The following is a 15,753-nucleotide window of genomic DNA, read 5'->3' as shown; positions in this document are numbered from 1 at the left end:
CTATAACAGGCCTTTAACGCTATCATATCCCCTATTAGCAATGGCCATTAGAAATAATATAGAATGAATTTCGACTATAATACCACAAGAAACGAGTTAATTCTTGCAGAATACGGGCGCAATGTACAGAACATGGTGAAGTACATTATTGAACTTCCCGATCTGGAAGAACGTAATAAATATGCTCAGGCGGTGATCGACCTGATGGGTTTTCTGAACCCTCACCTGAGGGATGTTGCCGATTTTAAGCACAAACTTTGGGACCACCTTCACATTATCTCTGGATACCAGATCGATGTAGACAGCCCATACCCGAAACCTACCCCTGAAGCTGCCCTGGTAAAGCCTGCACATATTGGCTATCCGCAGCAAAAGATCAAGTACAAACACTATGGTAAAACCGTTGAAGTGCTGATCGAAAGAGCCAAAGCCGTTGAAGAACCTGAGCGCAGGGCTGCAATGGTACAAGGCATTGCCAACTTCATGAAGATGGCCTACGTAACCTGGAACAAGGACAGCGTAGCCGATGAAACGATCTTTAAAAATCTCCGCGAACTTTCCGGAGGTCAGCTTGAACTCGAAGAAAACGTCAACCTGGCGAAGGTTGAATTCAGACCCCCTGTTAACCGCGCTGCTACCAATACCAACCGCGGACGCAATAATAACAACAATAACAAGGGAAGACAAAATAATAATAACAACAACAATAACCGCCCCCGCAGCAATAATAACAATGCGAAGCAAAGACACTAAGGGCAGATTTACAGACTATTTACGTTAAGCACACATGAACGCATTTGAAATTATAGGCGGGAAGAAATTAAAGGGTGAAATCCAGCCGCAGGGCGCTAAAAACGAAGCGCTTCAGATTATTTCGGCCGTTCTACTGACGGAAGAGAAAATTACCATCAGCAATATTCCTGATATTAAAGATGTTAACAAACTAATAGAGCTGCTTGGCGACCTCGGTGTTGCTGTAGAACGTTTATCAAAAGATACTTACACTTTCGAAGCTAAAAATATCGATCTTGAATTCTTCAAATCGGACACCTTTAAATCCAAAGGCGGAAGCTTGAGAGGTTCGATTATGATCGTTGGCCCGCTGCTCGGCCGTTTTGGTAAAGCTGCCATCCCTAAACCAGGTGGTGATAAAATTGGCCGCAGAAGACTGGACACCCACTTCCTGGGATTTGAGAAACTGGGTGCCAAGTTCGTTTATGACGCCAAAGAATCATTTTTCAATGTAGATGCTACTAACCTGCAGGGAACATACATCCTGCTGGATGAGGCCTCTGTTACAGGTACTGCCAATATTGTAATGACTGCAGTGTTAGCAAAAGGCACTACTACCATCTACAATGCAGCTTGCGAGCCTTACCTGCAGCAATTGTGCAAAATGTTAAACCGCATGGGGGCTAAGATTTCCGGTATCGGTTCTAACCTGCTGACCATTGAAGGGGTAACCAAACTGGGCGGTACTGAACACCGTATGCTGCCTGATATGATCGAAATCGGTTCATTCATCGGCCTTGCCGCTATGACTGAATCAGAGATCACGATCAAAAACGTATGTTACAATGAGCTGGGAATGATCCCTGAGGTATTCAGGAAACTGGGTATCAACTTTGAACTGAAAGGTGATGATATCTATATCCCTTCTCAAAAGCATTATATCATTGATACTTTTATTGACGGATCTATACTTACCATTGCTGATTCTCCATGGCCGGGCTTCACTCCTGACCTGCTGAGTATTGTTCTGGTAGTGGCTACACAGGCGAAAGGCTCGGTGCTGATCCACCAGAAGATGTTCGAAAGCCGTTTATTCTTTGTTGATAAACTGATTGATATGGGTGCACAGATCATTCTGTGTGATCCGCACCGTGCTACTGTAAATGGTATCGACAAACAATATCAACTGAGAGGTATCAGTATGACCTCACCAGATATCCGTGCCGGAGTATCACTCCTGATTGCAGCCTTATCTGCAGAAGGAACCTCTACGATCTATAACATCGAGCAGATCGAACGTGGATACCAGGATATAGATACACGTCTGCGTGCCCTTGGTGCACAGATCAAACGTGTGGACGGCAATGGTCCGAGTCACTAGTTAAATGACAAAAGAAAGGCCGGTAGCATCAGTTACCGGCCTTTTGTTTTATGCAGAAATTGCATTGATAATATCATACTGTGTGATAATCTCAAACTTTCCATGTTCATCCTCTACGATCACGGCACTGTTCTCCTTATTGATCAGTGAAGAAATCTTATCAATTGAAGTATTCAGATCTACAAAAGGGAAAGATGCCGACATGATTTCCTGCACGTAGGCAGATTTCAATGATGGATTTTCCAGTAAAGCTTTCAGGATGTCCCCTTCCGCCAGCTTACCGATAATCATCCCTTGCTGGGTTACCGGAATCTGTGAAATGTTCAGCGTATTCATGGTGTTGATCGCCTCTACAATCGTTTTCTGACAATCTATCGTGTAGATTTCTGTTTGCTCTTTTTTAGCAATGATAGACTTGGCCGTTAGTTTCTCATCTTTCAGGAAGCCACGCTCTCTGAGCCAGTCTTCATTGTACATCTTACCCATATAACGGCTGCCATGATCATGGAAAATGACAACCACGACATCTTCAGGTTTCAGCTGATCTTTCAACTGCAGCAGTCCCGCAATGGCAGAACCCGCAGAGTTTCCAACGAATATACCTTCTTTGCGGGCGATCTCCCTGGTCATCAAAGCGGCGTCCTTATCAGTTACTTTTTCAAATAAGTCGATTATGTCAAAGTTCACATTCTGAGGAAGGAAATCTTCCCCGATACCTTCTGTGATATAAGGATAGATCTCATTTTTATCAAGAATCCCTGTTTCTTTATATTTTTTGAATACCGATCCGTAGGTATCAATACCCCAGATCTTTATATCAGGATTTTGCTCCTTCAGGTATTTTCCTGTGCCCGAGATAGTACCGCCGGTACCTACACCTACCACCAAATGGGTAATCTTACCCTCAGTTTGTGCCCATATCTCAGGACCAGTCTGCTCATAGTGAGCCTGACTGTTGGACAGGTTATCATACTGATTTGGCTTCCATGAGTTCGGCACCTCACGCTCCAGACGTGAAGAAACAGAATAATAAGAACGTGGATCTTCAGGTTCAACATTAGTAGGACAGACAATCACCTCGGCACCAAAAGCACGTAAAGCATCTACTTTCTCTTTACTTTGCTTATCAGTTGTCGTGAAGATACACTTGTATCCTTTGATAATTGCCGCCATGGCAAGACCCATACCGGTATTACCGGATGTACCTTCGATAATCGTTCCGCCTGGCTTCAGCTTGCCGCTTTTCTCGGCATCTTCAATCATCTTCACAGCCATACGGTCTTTAATAGAGTTACCAGGATTGGTAGTTTCTATTTTTGCCAGCACCGTTGCAGGAATTTCTTTGGTAATGGTGTTCAACCTTACCAGGGGAGTATTCCCAATTGTCTCTAATATATTGTTATACCACATGGAACAAAAATACGACTTGATCCCTAGATTTTTATTTAAAAATAATATTCGTAATCAAATTTTGATTTACCTGTACTGGAAAAATTTAATTCTGAAAGCTCCGGGTAAACTGAGCTGCCAAACACTAATATATGGTGCAACCTGAGGTAGGAATCTCAAACTGCCTGATAAATATTGCCCGGAAGAGTAACAATCAGACCTTTGATCTCCAGGTTGAGCAGATGGATGGCCAGTTTACTCTGCTGTATATTGGCATGGATGGCCAGTTCATCAATCCTGTACGCTGAACTTTGCAACAACTTCATGATGGTTGTTTCAGGTATGCTGAGGTTGAGTGCCAGGCTTGTCTGACGTACAGGTTTCTGATCTGCCACAGCTTCCCAGCCCATAAAATAGATGAGATCACGTGGATGCATGATCAACCCTGCCCTGTTGGTTTTGATCAGGAAGTTGCAGCCTTCAGAATACTGATTGGTAGTCCTTCCGGGAAAAGCATATACATCACGGTTATAGGAATTGGCGATCTCAGCCGTGATCAGTGCTCCGCCTTTGAGCGCTGCTTCCACAACGATGGTCACGTCAGCAATACCTGCGATAATGCGGTTCCGCTGTGGAAAATTCTCCTTATCAGGATGGGTATACAAAGGGAACTCCGTCAGCAAGCCCCCCTTGTCCAGCATTTCCCTGGCAATGCCACGGTGTGCGGCAGGATATAACCTGTCCAGTCCATGTCCCAGAACCCCAACGGTGGGAATGCCCTTCATCAGACTCTGTTTATGAATCGCCACATCGATACCATAGGCAAGTCCGCTGACGATCATCACATTGTACGGTCGTAAGGTATCAGCGAGCTGCTCACATAACATCAGACCATAGGACGTAGCCATTCGGGTTCCTACAACGCTGACGATACGCGGATGATTGAGATTGGCAGTACCTCTGTAATACAACATCATTGGGGCATCAGCGCAGTTTTGAAGCCGTTTGGGGTAACGCTGATCGGTATAGAAAAGAGGTTCAACCTGATGTTTCTGCAGCCGTTTTAATTGCTCTTCGGCAACTTTTACAGCATCTGTGCGAAGAATCTGGCCGGCTGTGACGGTGCCAACCCCCTCAACCTGAAGCAGCTCCTGCACACTTGCAGAGAAAACTGCTTCGGCAGTACCGAATCTGGTCAGGAGACTTCTGGCAGTCACATGACCAACTTTCTGAATTAATGTAAGCGCAATTTGATGGACTAAACTCATAGGCTAACTTAATACCGAAGCCTGTTTAGTTGGTAATTTTTTTTTAAAAAAGCTGCGCCCTACTGAGGGATATAGACGACGTACTTGGTTTCAAAAAAGTCTTCCTCGAAATAGGCAGACAGCGGGTAAAGCTCAGCTTTAAGTCCTGATTCTTTGATTTCTTCTGCGAGCTCACCACCTTTCAGATACAGGATACCGTTGGCAATTGCATGATTAGACTGTTTGGTAAACTTTCCCTTAATCCATGGATAGAAGTCAGACAGACGTGTTACAGCCCTGGAAACTACAAAATCATATTTGTCGGTCACCTGCTCTGCACGCAAATGAGAAGCTTTTACATTGGTTAAGCCCAGCGCTGCAGCCACTTCAGTTACCACTTTGATCTTTTTACCGATAGAATCTACCAGGTGGAATTGTGTCTCCGGAAACATTATTGCCAGTGGGATACCGGGAAAACCGCCTCCGGTTCCTACATCCAGTACTTTGGTACCAGGTTTAAAGGCACAGAACTTTGCAATACCCAGCGAGTGCAGGATATGGCGCTGATACAATTCTTCGATATCTTTTCTCGAGATCACATTGATCTGGGCATTCCAAAAACTGTACAGATCGTATAATTGATCAAACTTTGCGATCTGATCTTCACTGAGGTCTTTAAAATACTTCTGAATGAGGGCTGAGCTTATTTCCACGTAACTTTTTTAACAAATATAGACAGAATGCCATTAAACACTAAGAAAATGAACAGAAGAATATCCAAAACAGGAAACCACCACCGTAATCCCGGGTAACTGAGGCGCTTTAAAAGACGCGGATAAATAAAGCTTCTGATCAGCAGGCTCAGGACAAATATCCCTCCCGCTATATAATTTGCAGGTGTAAAAAACAAACAGGCGATAAAAACTGCATAGAAGGCAAACTGGATAATGATCTGTGAAGACAGGATAAACTTATGCGCAGGTTTATACAATTTCCCTGCTCCAAAATGCCTTTTTTTCTGTTTGAGATATGCCCCGAAAGAAGTATTGGGAGCCGACCATACATGCGTATCCGGGTGGATGCGGATTTCCGTATTCCGACGGTTGGCATGGGCATTGACAAAAAGGTCATCATCGCCCGAGGGGATATGCATATGTGCCGCAAATCCTTTTTTCTTAAAGAAGAGCGATTTCTTATAGGCCATATTTCTTCCCACTCCCATATAAGGCATACCTTTCAGCGCAAACGAAAGATAATTTACTGCGGTAAAGAAAGTTTCAAACCGGATCAGGCTATTCAGCAATCCGCGTTTACGGAAGTAGGGAGAATAACCAAGCACGATTTCAGTATCTTCATCATCAGGTTGCTGCATTCCCTTTAGCCAGTGCTGTGTTGCAGGCTGACAATCGGCATCAGTAAAGACCAGCCATTCATTGGCCGCAGCCTTGATACCCATAGTCACGGCAAACTTTTTTCCTGCGATAAACTTTTCACCTTCGGATACAGTAACCACTTTAAGATGTTTGTATTCAGCAGCAAATCCTTCCAGCACTTCGCGGGTTTGATCCCAGGAGCGGTCGTTTACCACAACAACCTCAAAGTCAGGATACTCCTGATGCAAAACGTATGGCAGGTATTCTTTCAGGTTTTCGGCCTCATTACGGGCGCAAATAATCACACTGATAGGTCTGCTGACAAGTGACGGTGTATTTTCTACTTTAACAATTGCCAGTTTTAAATGAACGAACAGACTGAAATAGAGCTGAATGACAAAACAAAAAATGAGGATGCCCAGCAGGCAACTCTCCAATAAGGTTAATTCCACGATGTATTTTTGAAAGAGGTCAAATTTCTGATTTTTAATCTGTAATTGCCTGCTATGTTGGTAAAAAAATTTAAGCGGTAAACCGGGTGTTTTTTGCTATTTTTGCCCAGATTTTTCGAATCGTACACACATTTATGAAATTTACCTTACAGGCAAGCGATACACAGTCTAAAGCCCGGGCAGGAGTAGTTACTACCGCTCACGGCGATATCCAAACCCCTATCTTCATGCCAGTTGGCACCGCCGGAACAGTGAAAGCCGTTCATCAGCGTGAACTTGAAAATGATATCAACGCACAGATCATCCTGGGCAATACTTATCATTTGTACCTCAGACCGGGACTGGATATCATTGAAGGGGCTGGCGGACTGCACAAATTTATTGGCTGGGACCGCCCTATTTTGACCGACAGCGGTGGCTACCAGGTGTATTCACTGAGCAAAGTAAATAAGATCAAGGAAGAAGGTGTAACCTTCCGCTCCCATATCGACGGTTCTAAACATTTGTTCAGTCCGGAATATGCAATGGATATCCAGCGTACTATCGGTGCAGATATTATCATGGCATTTGATGAATGTACTCCATACCCCTGCGATTATAAGTACGCTGCGAACTCTATAAATATGACTCACAGATGGTTGAAGCGTTGCTGCAAACGTTTTGACACAACAGAACCTAAATACGGTTTTGACCAGACGCTGTTCCCTATCGTACAGGGCTCGGTATACAAAGACCTGAGAATGAAATCTGCGGAATTCATCGCTTCCATGGACCGCGAGGGTAATGCCATCGGAGGACTATCCGTTGGTGAGCCTGCTGAAGAAATGTATGCCATGACAGAAGTGGTTTGTAATATACTTCCTGTAGAAAAACCACGTTATCTTATGGGTGTTGGCACACCAATCAACATCCTGGAAAACATTGCATTGGGTATTGATATGTTCGACTGTGTAATGCCTACCAGGAACGCACGTAACGGGATGCTTTTCACGAGAAACGGAATTATCAACATCGGAAATAAAAAGTGGGCGGATGATTTCTCACCACTGGATGAGGAAAGCGACTTGTATGCCGATCAGGTATATTCCAAAGCATACCTGAGGCACCTCATGCATTCAAAAGAGATGCTGGGCGCACAGATTGCAACTTTGCACAACCTCCATTTTTATCTGTGGCTGGTAAAAGAGGCCAGGGAAAAAATTATTTCTGGTGAGTTTTACGACTGGAAGAACAAAATGGTAAAAATCTTAGGGAATAAATTATAGATGAACATCCTCAAAAGCAGAATAAAGATTATTGATGGCTATATTATTGGCAAATACCTGGGTACATTTATTTATACCCTGTCAATCTTTGTCATCATCATTATTATCTTTGATTTGTCTGAGAAACTCGATGATTTCCTGGGTAACAACCTAACTTTCTGGCAGGTAATCTCACTCTATTATGCGGGGTCGATTCCCTTCTATGTGAATATGCTTTCCCCACTGATCAACTTTATTGCGGTGATTTTTTTCACGGCAAAGATGGCCGATCAGACCGAAATCGTACCTATTCTGAGTGGTGGAGTAAGCTTTAACCGCTTCCTGCTCCCCTATTTTGTTTCCGCTTTTATCATTTTTGCGGCCAACCTGGCTGCTAATTTATACATTCTGCCCTACACCAATACGCTGAAAAACAGCTTCGAGAATACCTATATCAAGAAAAACGACTCGCCCAGCAAGACCAATATTCACATGAAGCTGGACGAGAATACGTATATATACATCGACGATTTCAACAACAAGACCAAATCTGGGTACCGCTTCTCCCTGGACAACTTCAATGGTGATGTAATGACCAAAAAGCTTGTGGCTGATCAGATCAAATGGGATTCTCTGAAACGCAGCTGGAAGCTGACCAACTACTCTGTGCGCGACGTAAAAGGACTCAAAGAAACCATGGTTACCGGCGCAGCTAAAGAAAAGGATACCATTTTAGACATGCGTCCTGATGATTTCTCTGCATATGAAAATGTCTATGAGAACTTGAGTAACCAGGAATTGTCGGATAAGATCAGGAAAGAAAAGATTCGCGGTTCAGGGATCTGGAACGACCTGCTTTTTGAACAATATAAACGATGGTTCCAGCCATTATCGGCCTTTGTACTCACACTGATCGGCGTAGCACTGTCCTCCAGAAAAGTTAGGGGCGGTGTTGGGTTGCCGCTGGGGATCGGTATTGTTTTAAGTTTTCTTTATATTGTATTAAACCAGTTTGCAAAAATGTTTTCTCTCAAAGGAGGCATCCCACCCCTGCTGGCGGTATTGATACCCACCATCTTCTTCGGATTGCTGGGCATGTACCTCTTAAAAAAAGCACCAAAATAATGACCGGAAAAGCGCTCTCAGACGTTAATAAAAATCTTCTTATCCTCCATTTTACCGTCTTCATCTGGGGATTTACCGGGATCCTGGGCGCTTTGATTTCTATCGGAGCCGTTCAGATGGTATGGTACAGGGTCATGATTGCGAGCATCACGCTGTTTGTTTATTTTAAAATCAGCGGACTGAATCTGAAGGTCAGCACTACACAGTTCCTGCAGTTTTTCTTTACCGGTGCCATCGTGGCGCTCCATTGGATCTTATTCTTTGGCGCCATCAAAGCCTCTACGGTATCGGTCACGCTCGTATGTTTGTCGTCCTTTACCCTGTTCACCGCCATACTTGAACCGCTGATTAAAAAGACCGCATTACAGGCAGGGGATATTTTCATAGGGTTGGTTATTATACTGGGGATTTACCTGATCTTTAAATTCGAATCTCATTATACTACAGGGATTATCCTGGGGCTTTCGGCCGCTGGTGCTGCCAGTTTATTCTCAATTATCAATTCCAATTTCGCAAAAAAGAGTGATGCCCGGGTGATTGGTTTCTATGAACTTTCAGGTGCTTTTTTCTGGATTACGGTCTATCGCCTGCTGGATAAAAGCCTGCTTCAGGAGAGTTTTAACCTGAGTGTGTCAGACTGGATTTATCTTGTAGTCCTTGGCACGATCTGTACTGCGCTGGCTTACATTGCAGGTGTTTCCGTGATGCGCACGCTGTCGGCCTTCCGGGTAGCCTTGATCAGTAACCTGGAGCCTGTTTATGGTATCATTCTGGCTTTTATTTTCTTTGGTCAGAGAGAAACCATGTCTGCGGGTTTCTATATGGGATCTGCGCTGATCCTGGCCGCTGTCTTTTTATACCCTGTTTATAAGAGACGCAGAGGCATAGCCTGATTACATTCCTGTTTGGCGTATATATCCAAATGTTAAACATAAAATATTATTGCTGAGTACAGCTGAAATGCTGTATATTCAGCCTGTTCCGGAAGATCGGCACAAATGGAGACACAGCAGGGTAAAAACTATTTACACCTATTGCTGTTATAAATATTTTAGCAAGCCCGTACAATGCACTTCTCCCGAACATTCAGAAAACTATTATTCAGTGCATTCATCACCATCCCCTCACTGTTAGTAGCAGACAGTGCGAGGGCACAAATTTATGATAGTGAACAAAACCCCTTTAGTGTAAACTGGCGCCAGATTAATGCGTCCGGATTCAGGATCATCTATCCGGTTGAGCTGGAATCTGAAGCACAAAGGATGGCTAACACTATACCCAATATCTTCAGCCGTGTAGGTGGAAGTCTTGGCGTCAGAAAAACGAAGATCCCGATTATCCTACAGAACCGCGGAGTAGTAGCTAATGGATTTTTCCAGATGGCCCCCCGTAAGGTAGAATTTTTCGCTACCCCACCGCAATATTTTGACAGTCAGGACTGGCTGAACAACCTTGCTGTTCATGAGCTGAGGCATGTTGCACAGGCGGATAAACTGACGGGAGGCAAAGAGTATCCCTTCCCTCAGGAAGTCTATTATGCCTGGTTTGGCGCAAGTCTTCCGCTCTGGTTTTTCGAGGGCGATGCCGTCAGCAATGAAACTTCGCTCACCAACGTAGGCAGGGGCCGTCAGCCCAACTGGATTATGCCCTACAGAACAGCGATCCTGAACGGTAAAAATTACTCCTACAGCAAAGCAGCTTTCGGTTCACAGAAAGACGTCGCACCGGGTTACTACCAGATGGGCTACCTGATGCTTTCTACCCTAAGGGAGCACTCCGGAGAATATATTGTAGATAGCCTCCTTTCCGATATCAAAAAACGTCCGGTACGCCTCTATCCCCTTGCCGGAAGTATGAAGAAATATACCGGTAAAACGGCGAAGCAGTGGTACGATTCCCTGACGGTAAAACTGAGAAACGACTGGGGTAACCAGGCCAGCATTACACCATCCCGCGACTATACTTCACTAAACAGGCAGGCAAAATTTGCAACCAACTATTATCTCCCTGTGCAATTGCCCGACGGAAAAATCCTGGCATTGAAAGACAGCAAAGCTGAAACGGCGGTACTGGTACTGATTGACCAGAATAAAAAAGAAAAAAGGCTGCAGCGTCTTGCCCAGCAGGAACAACCCTGGTTCAGCTATGCCAATGGCAAAGCAGTTTGGGACGAGGTACGCTTCGATGGCCGGTTCCTGAGAAGAAGTTACAGTGTCATCTGCAGCTACGACATCCAAACGGGAAAACTAAAAAAACTGACTTCCAGATCACGAATCTTCGCCCCGAGCCTTTCACCGGACGGATCAAAAATTGTAGCAGTAAGTATCGACCTGAGCAACAAGATCAATATGATCGTCATGGATGCCTCATCTGGCAAAATACTGCGTACCATACCGAATCCGGAGAATCTGCATATCCAGACTCCTTCATTCAGCGCTGACGGCTCGTTGATCACTTATGTCAGTGTTTCTGAATCCGGAAAGGCCATCTGGACAGTTGATCAGGCGGGTAAAACCAATAAGATTGTCAAAGAAACGATCCAGCAGTTGAGCAGGCCGGTATTCATTGACCAAAACATTGCAGTCAACGCACATTACAGCGGTATTGATAATGTATATAGCGTGGATATCAACTCAGGAAAAATCAACGCGCTCAGCGCATCAAAATACGGCGCGTTTAATCCCACAAAAATTCCGGGCACCGACAGTATCGTATTTAATAACTTCAACCTCTACGGCTACGAGATCGCAAAAGCTAAGATTGAACCTACCCCTGCCGGAAATAATAATTTTGTCTTCTTTGGGGCCGCTGCTGCAAAGCAGGAGAATACAGGTAATGTCTTTTCTGAAGTACCAGACAGCACTTTTACTTCCACCACCTACAAAAAGCTGGGTCATATGATCCACTTTCACAGTATCAGTCCCGATGTGGAAGATGAATATGTTTTTGGCCTGCGGCTGAAGTCGAACAACCTGCTGAGCACTGTTGAAACTCAGCTCGGTGCTGATTACCACCGCGACCTGGGTAGGTTTGAGTACCTTGCCGGGATCAGCTTCAAAAGTTTGTACCCGATTTTTAATCTCAGCTACAACAACAGACCACGCAGGTTCTTTTACCAAACCAATAACGGATCACGGGAAGGCGACTTCAGGGAAAACTACTACCGCTTAAATGTACAGGTTCCCCTAACGCTCACAGCCCAGAACCATTTCTTTGATTTCTCGGTCAATGCAGGAACCAGTTACACACAGCGGTATCAGACGGAAAGTATGCCCGCCAACTTTATCAGGAAACTGAACCTGCCACTGGAAACAGGATTTAGCTTTACACATTCTATCCGCACTGCGGAAAGGGATATCGCTCCAAGGTGGGCGCAGATAATGCGTTTAAGTTATCTTGCTCAACCATGGGACAATAATCTTGCGGGTAACTTATTCGCTGCTGAGGGATTTGCTTACTTCCCCGGACTTGGAAGAAACCATACTTTCCTCGCCAATTTCAACTACCAGGAAACCTCAGGAATATGGATCTACAACCAGGCAATAAATACTGTTTATGGCTACAACAATATCCTGGCGAAGGAAAAGCTAAGAAATACACTGTTACTCAACTACCGCTTCCCCATTGCCTTTCCTGATGCAGAAATTGGCCCACTGGCTTACATCACCAATGTACGTGGAGGTGTTTTCTGCCACTATGAAAACATTGGAAAAGGTACTGGCCTCTCCCAGCCAAAAACATATGGCTTTGAACTAAAAAGTACGATGAATGTGATGCGCTATTCGCCGGACCTGGAAGTGGGCACAAGAATTGTGTTCGTTAACAGGGAATACAATCAGAATCCTATATTTGAGTTTATGTTGAACTACAACTTTTAAAATTATGCGCGCTAAAACAATCTTCATCATTATCGTCACTATCGTGATCACTGTTTTTCTGATGATCAATACCGATGCTGTAGAATTTGATTTTATCTTTGGTACGGCACAGATTTCGAAACTGCTGGTTGTAGGATTGTGTACTTTTATAGGGTTTATCCTCGGCTATGTCGCCGGTCGCCCAAGAACAGTAATCAGCACTTATGATGACAAGTTTCCTGATCAGGAGAAGGTCAGCTCAAGCCCAAAAGACGGGCTGAGCGATGAAGACAGAGAATATATCAGCTGATTAGCTATGGATCTGATAGGAAAACCTGATCTCGGCAGAACGGCCGATAATGTTGGATACTGAGCAGTATTTTTCAAAGGTGAGGTCCAGTGCACGCTCAACTTTAGGAATGCTGAGCTCTCCAAACAGATCGAAGTGAATATTTATCACTTCAAAGATCGCCGGCACCTCGTTATCCCTGCGGGTAGCAGTAATTTTGATTTTCACGTCATCAAGAGGTTCTTTCTGTTTGGTAAGCACATTGATCATATCAATCCCACTGCAGCCACCTAAACCTACCAGTAACATCTCCATTGGCCTGAAGCCCTTGCCCTCTCCGCCTATAGCCGGATTCGCATCAATACCTACTACTTGTCCCTCTGCGTTTTCTGCTTCGAAATGAAATTTTTTATTTTTCCTTGCTAAGTTAATTTCCATGGTTCTAAATATTGTAAAATACCCTATTGGTTTTTTCTAATTCGGGGAGGGTTACCGCGCTATCAAATATCGCAAAAACACTTGAGCCACTGCCACTCATCAACGCAAATGTGGCACCTGCATGATAAAGATCGGTCTTGACTGCTGCAATTTCGGGATATTTATTGAAAATCGTTTCTTCAAAATCATTCTTCATTGTTTCTTTCCAGCTGTTTACCGGCATGCTCAACACCTCCAGTACATTCAACGCCGGACGGGCGGGCTTTAATCCCCCAAAGGCATCTGCGGTAGAAACGTGAACAGGTGGTTTTACCAACACCATGAAATAAGCGGACAGGTCAATTGTTGCAGGTACAAAGCGATCGCCCCTATCGGTAGCATATGCAGGAGTGTTCTCAATAAAAAATGCACAATCTGCTCCCAGCACCCTGGCGTAATCTTCCATGGCAATCACGGATAGTCCGAGTTCAAATTTGGTATTGAGCAGCTTGATCAGAAATGCTGCATCTGCAGAACCTCCGCCCAGTCCCGCACCCACAGGTATATTTTTCAATAATGTAATCTGTTGCGGCGGCAGGTCAAAGTCCTTTTTCATCAAATGGTAAGCCTGCAGACAAAGATTGTCTTTACTGTCACCGGGTATAGCTACTCCCCTGATCTCGCAGAAAGTATTTTCTGCATCAGTGATCTCTATCGTATCATAAATTTTAACGGGATAAAATACCGTCTCCAGGTTATGATACCCGTCCGGACGTTTTTCTATAACGTTTAAACCAAGGTTGATCTTGGCATTGGCAAATGCAAGCATTTTGTAATTTTAAGGATGAAGTCACAAACTTAAAAATTATGACCTATCTTTCATTCAGGATGGCGACTTAATTCTGCCGGAATATAATTAGTTTTGTGGCTTATGAAACAATATCTGGATTTAATGCAGCACGTACTGGATACGGGCGCACAGAAACATGACCGGACAGGAACAGGAACCATCAGCGTTTTCGGCTATCAGATGCGTTTCAACCTGCAGGATGGTTTTCCTATGGTAACCACCAAGAAATTACACCTCAAATCCATCATCCATGAACTGATCTGGTTCCTGAGTGGTGATACCAATATTAAATATTTAAAGGATAACAACGTAAAGATCTGGGACGAATGGGCGGATGAAGAGGGTAACCTCGGCCCGGTGTACGGCTCACAATGGCGGTCCTGGCCAACACCTGATGGCGGTCATATCGATCAGATCAGCAAGATCATTGATACGATAAAAAACAACCCTGATTCACGCAGGATCATTGTATCAGCATGGAATGTTGCCGAGATCGACAGCATGGCCCTGCCACCCTGCCACGCCTTTTTCCAGTTCTATGTGGCGGACGGCAAACTCAGCTGCCAGCTGTATCAGCGCAGTGCAGATATATTTTTAGGTGTTCCTTTCAATATTGCTTCCTATGCGCTGCTCACAATGATGGTAGCCCAGGTATGTGGCTTGCAGTATGGCGACTTCATCCATACTCTCGGAGATGCACACCTGTACAATAACCATATCGAGCAGGCAAAACTTCAGCTGAGCAGAGATGCAAAACCCCTGCCTGTTATGGAAATCAATCCTGATGTGAAAGATATCTTCAGTTTCAAGTTCGAAGACTTTAACCTGAGTGGTTATGAACCTCATCCTCATATTAAAGCCGCTGTAGCCGTATGATCATCTCTATCATGGTAGCAATAGCCGAAGACGGTGCTATAGGAAAAAACAATCAGCTGTTGTGGCATCTGCCGGCCGACCTTAAACATTTTAAACAAACCACCAGCGGACATACCGTGATTATGGGACGTAAAACCTACGATTCTGTAGGGAAACCGCTGCCCAACCGCAGAAACATCGTGATCAGCAGAAATGCATCGCTGGAGATACCTGGCGTGGAGCTGGTGACAGATCTGGAGTCCGCTATTGCCCTGTGTGATGAAAATGAAGAGGTTTTTATCGTTGGAGGTGCTCAGATCTACCGGATGGCTATGGGTATCACTGATAAAATTTATTTAACAGTGGTGAAAGGAACTTTTGATGCGGACACCTACTTCCCTCCTATTGATCCTAAGTTCTGGGAGGAAACTGATAAAATCAGTTTTGAGGCGGATGAAAAAAACGCCTGGCCATACACTTTTTCAACCCTTCTCCGCAAATAGTATAGTATCCCTAATAAATATTATATAAGGCTGACTATT

15 protein-coding genes are annotated in these 15,753 nt (G+C 44.4%); 9 read left to right on the top strand and 6 right to left on the bottom strand.

Going from position 1 to position 15,753, the window contains the following annotated elements:
- Positions 1–63: 63 nt before the first annotated feature.
- The gene (locus tag OQY15_RS13735) at positions 64–753 is read left to right on the top strand and encodes a DUF4290 domain-containing protein (RefSeq protein WP_265792347.1); all 690 of its coding nucleotides are present in this window, start codon (positions 64–66) and stop codon (positions 751–753) included.
- A 34-nt stretch (positions 754–787) separates the two neighbouring features.
- Complete coding sequence (murA, locus tag OQY15_RS13730) at positions 788–2,113, top strand: UDP-N-acetylglucosamine 1-carboxyvinyltransferase (protein WP_265792346.1); 1,326 nt, start codon at positions 788–790, stop codon at positions 2,111–2,113.
- A 48-nt stretch (positions 2,114–2,161) separates the two neighbouring features.
- On the opposite strand, the gene OQY15_RS13725 is transcribed toward murA, so the two are convergent.
- The 4 genes from OQY15_RS13725 to OQY15_RS13710 form a co-directional block, all read right to left on the bottom strand.
- On the bottom strand, positions 2,162–3,523 hold the full coding sequence (locus tag OQY15_RS13725; protein ID WP_265792345.1) for a pyridoxal-phosphate dependent enzyme: 1,362 nt from the start codon (positions 3,521–3,523) through the stop codon (positions 2,162–2,164).
- Between the two features lie 155 nt (positions 3,524–3,678).
- A complete protein-coding gene (gene dprA / locus OQY15_RS13720) occupies positions 3,679–4,770 on the bottom strand; it encodes a DNA-processing protein DprA (protein WP_265792344.1) in 1,092 nt (363 codons plus the stop codon).
- A 59-nt stretch (positions 4,771–4,829) separates the two neighbouring features.
- Positions 4,830–5,462, bottom strand: coding sequence for a 16S rRNA (guanine(527)-N(7))-methyltransferase RsmG (rsmG, locus tag OQY15_RS13715; protein WP_265792343.1), 633 nt, complete (start codon positions 5,460–5,462; stop codon positions 4,830–4,832).
- A complete protein-coding gene (locus OQY15_RS13710; RefSeq protein ID WP_265792342.1) occupies positions 5,453–6,574 on the bottom strand; it encodes a glycosyltransferase in 1,122 nt (373 codons plus the stop codon). Before OQY15_RS13710 ends, rsmG begins: the two co-directional genes overlap by 10 nt.
- Before the next feature lie 134 nt (positions 6,575–6,708).
- On the opposite strand from OQY15_RS13710, the gene tgt reads away from it, so the two are divergent.
- The 5 genes from tgt to OQY15_RS13685 all read left to right on the top strand — a co-directional run bounded on the left by tgt (position 6,709) and on the right by OQY15_RS13685 (position 13,110).
- Entirely contained in the window at positions 6,709–7,839 is a 1,131-nt protein-coding gene (gene tgt / locus OQY15_RS13705; RefSeq protein WP_265792341.1) for a tRNA guanosine(34) transglycosylase Tgt, read from the top strand.
- A complete protein-coding gene (locus tag OQY15_RS13700; protein ID WP_265792340.1) occupies positions 7,840–8,943 on the top strand; it encodes an LptF/LptG family permease in 1,104 nt (367 codons plus the stop codon).
- A complete protein-coding gene (locus OQY15_RS13695; RefSeq protein WP_265792339.1) occupies positions 8,943–9,836 on the top strand; it encodes a DMT family transporter in 894 nt (297 codons plus the stop codon). Before OQY15_RS13700 ends, OQY15_RS13695 begins: the two co-directional genes overlap by 1 nt.
- Positions 9,837–10,010: 174 nt before the next feature.
- On the top strand, positions 10,011–12,821 hold the full coding sequence (locus OQY15_RS13690; protein ID WP_265792338.1) for a hypothetical protein: 2,811 nt from the start codon (positions 10,011–10,013) through the stop codon (positions 12,819–12,821).
- A gap of 4 nt (positions 12,822–12,825) precedes the next feature.
- The gene (locus tag OQY15_RS13685; protein WP_265792337.1) at positions 12,826–13,110 is read left to right on the top strand and encodes a LapA family protein; all 285 of its coding nucleotides are present in this window, start codon (positions 12,826–12,828) and stop codon (positions 13,108–13,110) included.
- Here the strand turns inward: OQY15_RS13685 and OQY15_RS13680 are convergent, their stop codons facing one another.
- The gene (locus OQY15_RS13680) at positions 13,111–13,527 is read right to left on the bottom strand and encodes an OsmC family protein (protein WP_265792336.1); all 417 of its coding nucleotides are present in this window, start codon (positions 13,525–13,527) and stop codon (positions 13,111–13,113) included.
- Positions 13,528–13,531: 4 nt separating this feature from the next.
- The gene (ispE, locus tag OQY15_RS13675) at positions 13,532–14,335 is read right to left on the bottom strand and encodes a 4-(cytidine 5'-diphospho)-2-C-methyl-D-erythritol kinase (protein WP_265792335.1); all 804 of its coding nucleotides are present in this window, start codon (positions 14,333–14,335) and stop codon (positions 13,532–13,534) included.
- 102 nt (positions 14,336–14,437) lie between these two features.
- On the opposite strand from ispE, the gene OQY15_RS13670 reads away from it, so the two are divergent.
- Positions 14,438–15,232 (top strand): thymidylate synthase, encoded by a 795-nt coding sequence (locus tag OQY15_RS13670; protein WP_265792334.1) that lies wholly within the window; start codon positions 14,438–14,440, stop codon positions 15,230–15,232.
- Positions 15,229–15,714, top strand: coding sequence for a dihydrofolate reductase (locus OQY15_RS13665; protein WP_265792333.1), 486 nt, complete (start codon positions 15,229–15,231; stop codon positions 15,712–15,714). Before OQY15_RS13670 ends, OQY15_RS13665 begins: the two co-directional genes overlap by 4 nt.
- Positions 15,715–15,753 lie beyond the last annotated feature (39 nt).

This window comes from Pedobacter sp. MC2016-15 (assembly GCF_026239695.1).
In the GTDB taxonomy this organism is placed as follows: domain Bacteria; phylum Bacteroidota; class Bacteroidia; order Sphingobacteriales; family Sphingobacteriaceae; genus Pedobacter.
Note: the sequence above shows the minus strand (reverse complement) of the source record. Positions and strands in the feature narration are given on the sequence as shown.

What these genes read in the sequence shown, in the direction of transcription:
- OQY15_RS13690 (WP_265792338.1), top strand. Translation starts at nt 10,011, where the DNA reads ATGCACTTCTCCCGAACATTCAGAAAACTATTATTCAGTGCATTCATC.
- tgt (WP_265792341.1), top strand. Translation starts at nt 6,709, where the DNA reads ATGAAATTTACCTTACAGGCAAGCGATACACAGTCTAAAGCCCGGGCA.
- OQY15_RS13735 (WP_265792347.1), top strand. Translation starts at nt 64, where the DNA reads ATGAATTTCGACTATAATACCACAAGAAACGAGTTAATTCTTGCAGAA.
- OQY15_RS13725 (WP_265792345.1), bottom strand. Translation starts at nt 3,523, where the DNA reads ATGTGGTATAACAATATATTAGAGACAATTGGGAATACTCCCCTGGTA.
- OQY15_RS13695 (WP_265792339.1), top strand. Translation starts at nt 8,943, where the DNA reads ATGACCGGAAAAGCGCTCTCAGACGTTAATAAAAATCTTCTTATCCTC.
- OQY15_RS13680 (WP_265792336.1), bottom strand. Translation starts at nt 13,527, where the DNA reads ATGGAAATTAACTTAGCAAGGAAAAATAAAAAATTTCATTTCGAAGCA.
- OQY15_RS13700 (WP_265792340.1), top strand. Translation starts at nt 7,840, where the DNA reads ATGAACATCCTCAAAAGCAGAATAAAGATTATTGATGGCTATATTATT.
- murA (WP_265792346.1), top strand. Translation starts at nt 788, where the DNA reads ATGAACGCATTTGAAATTATAGGCGGGAAGAAATTAAAGGGTGAAATC.
- OQY15_RS13670 (WP_265792334.1), top strand. Translation starts at nt 14,438, where the DNA reads ATGAAACAATATCTGGATTTAATGCAGCACGTACTGGATACGGGCGCA.
- dprA (WP_265792344.1), bottom strand. Translation starts at nt 4,770, where the DNA reads ATGAGTTTAGTCCATCAAATTGCGCTTACATTAATTCAGAAAGTTGGT.
- OQY15_RS13665 (WP_265792333.1), top strand. Translation starts at nt 15,229, where the DNA reads ATGATCATCTCTATCATGGTAGCAATAGCCGAAGACGGTGCTATAGGA.
- ispE (WP_265792335.1), bottom strand. Translation starts at nt 14,335, where the DNA reads ATGCTTGCATTTGCCAATGCCAAGATCAACCTTGGTTTAAACGTTATA.
- OQY15_RS13685 (WP_265792337.1), top strand. Translation starts at nt 12,826, where the DNA reads ATGCGCGCTAAAACAATCTTCATCATTATCGTCACTATCGTGATCACT.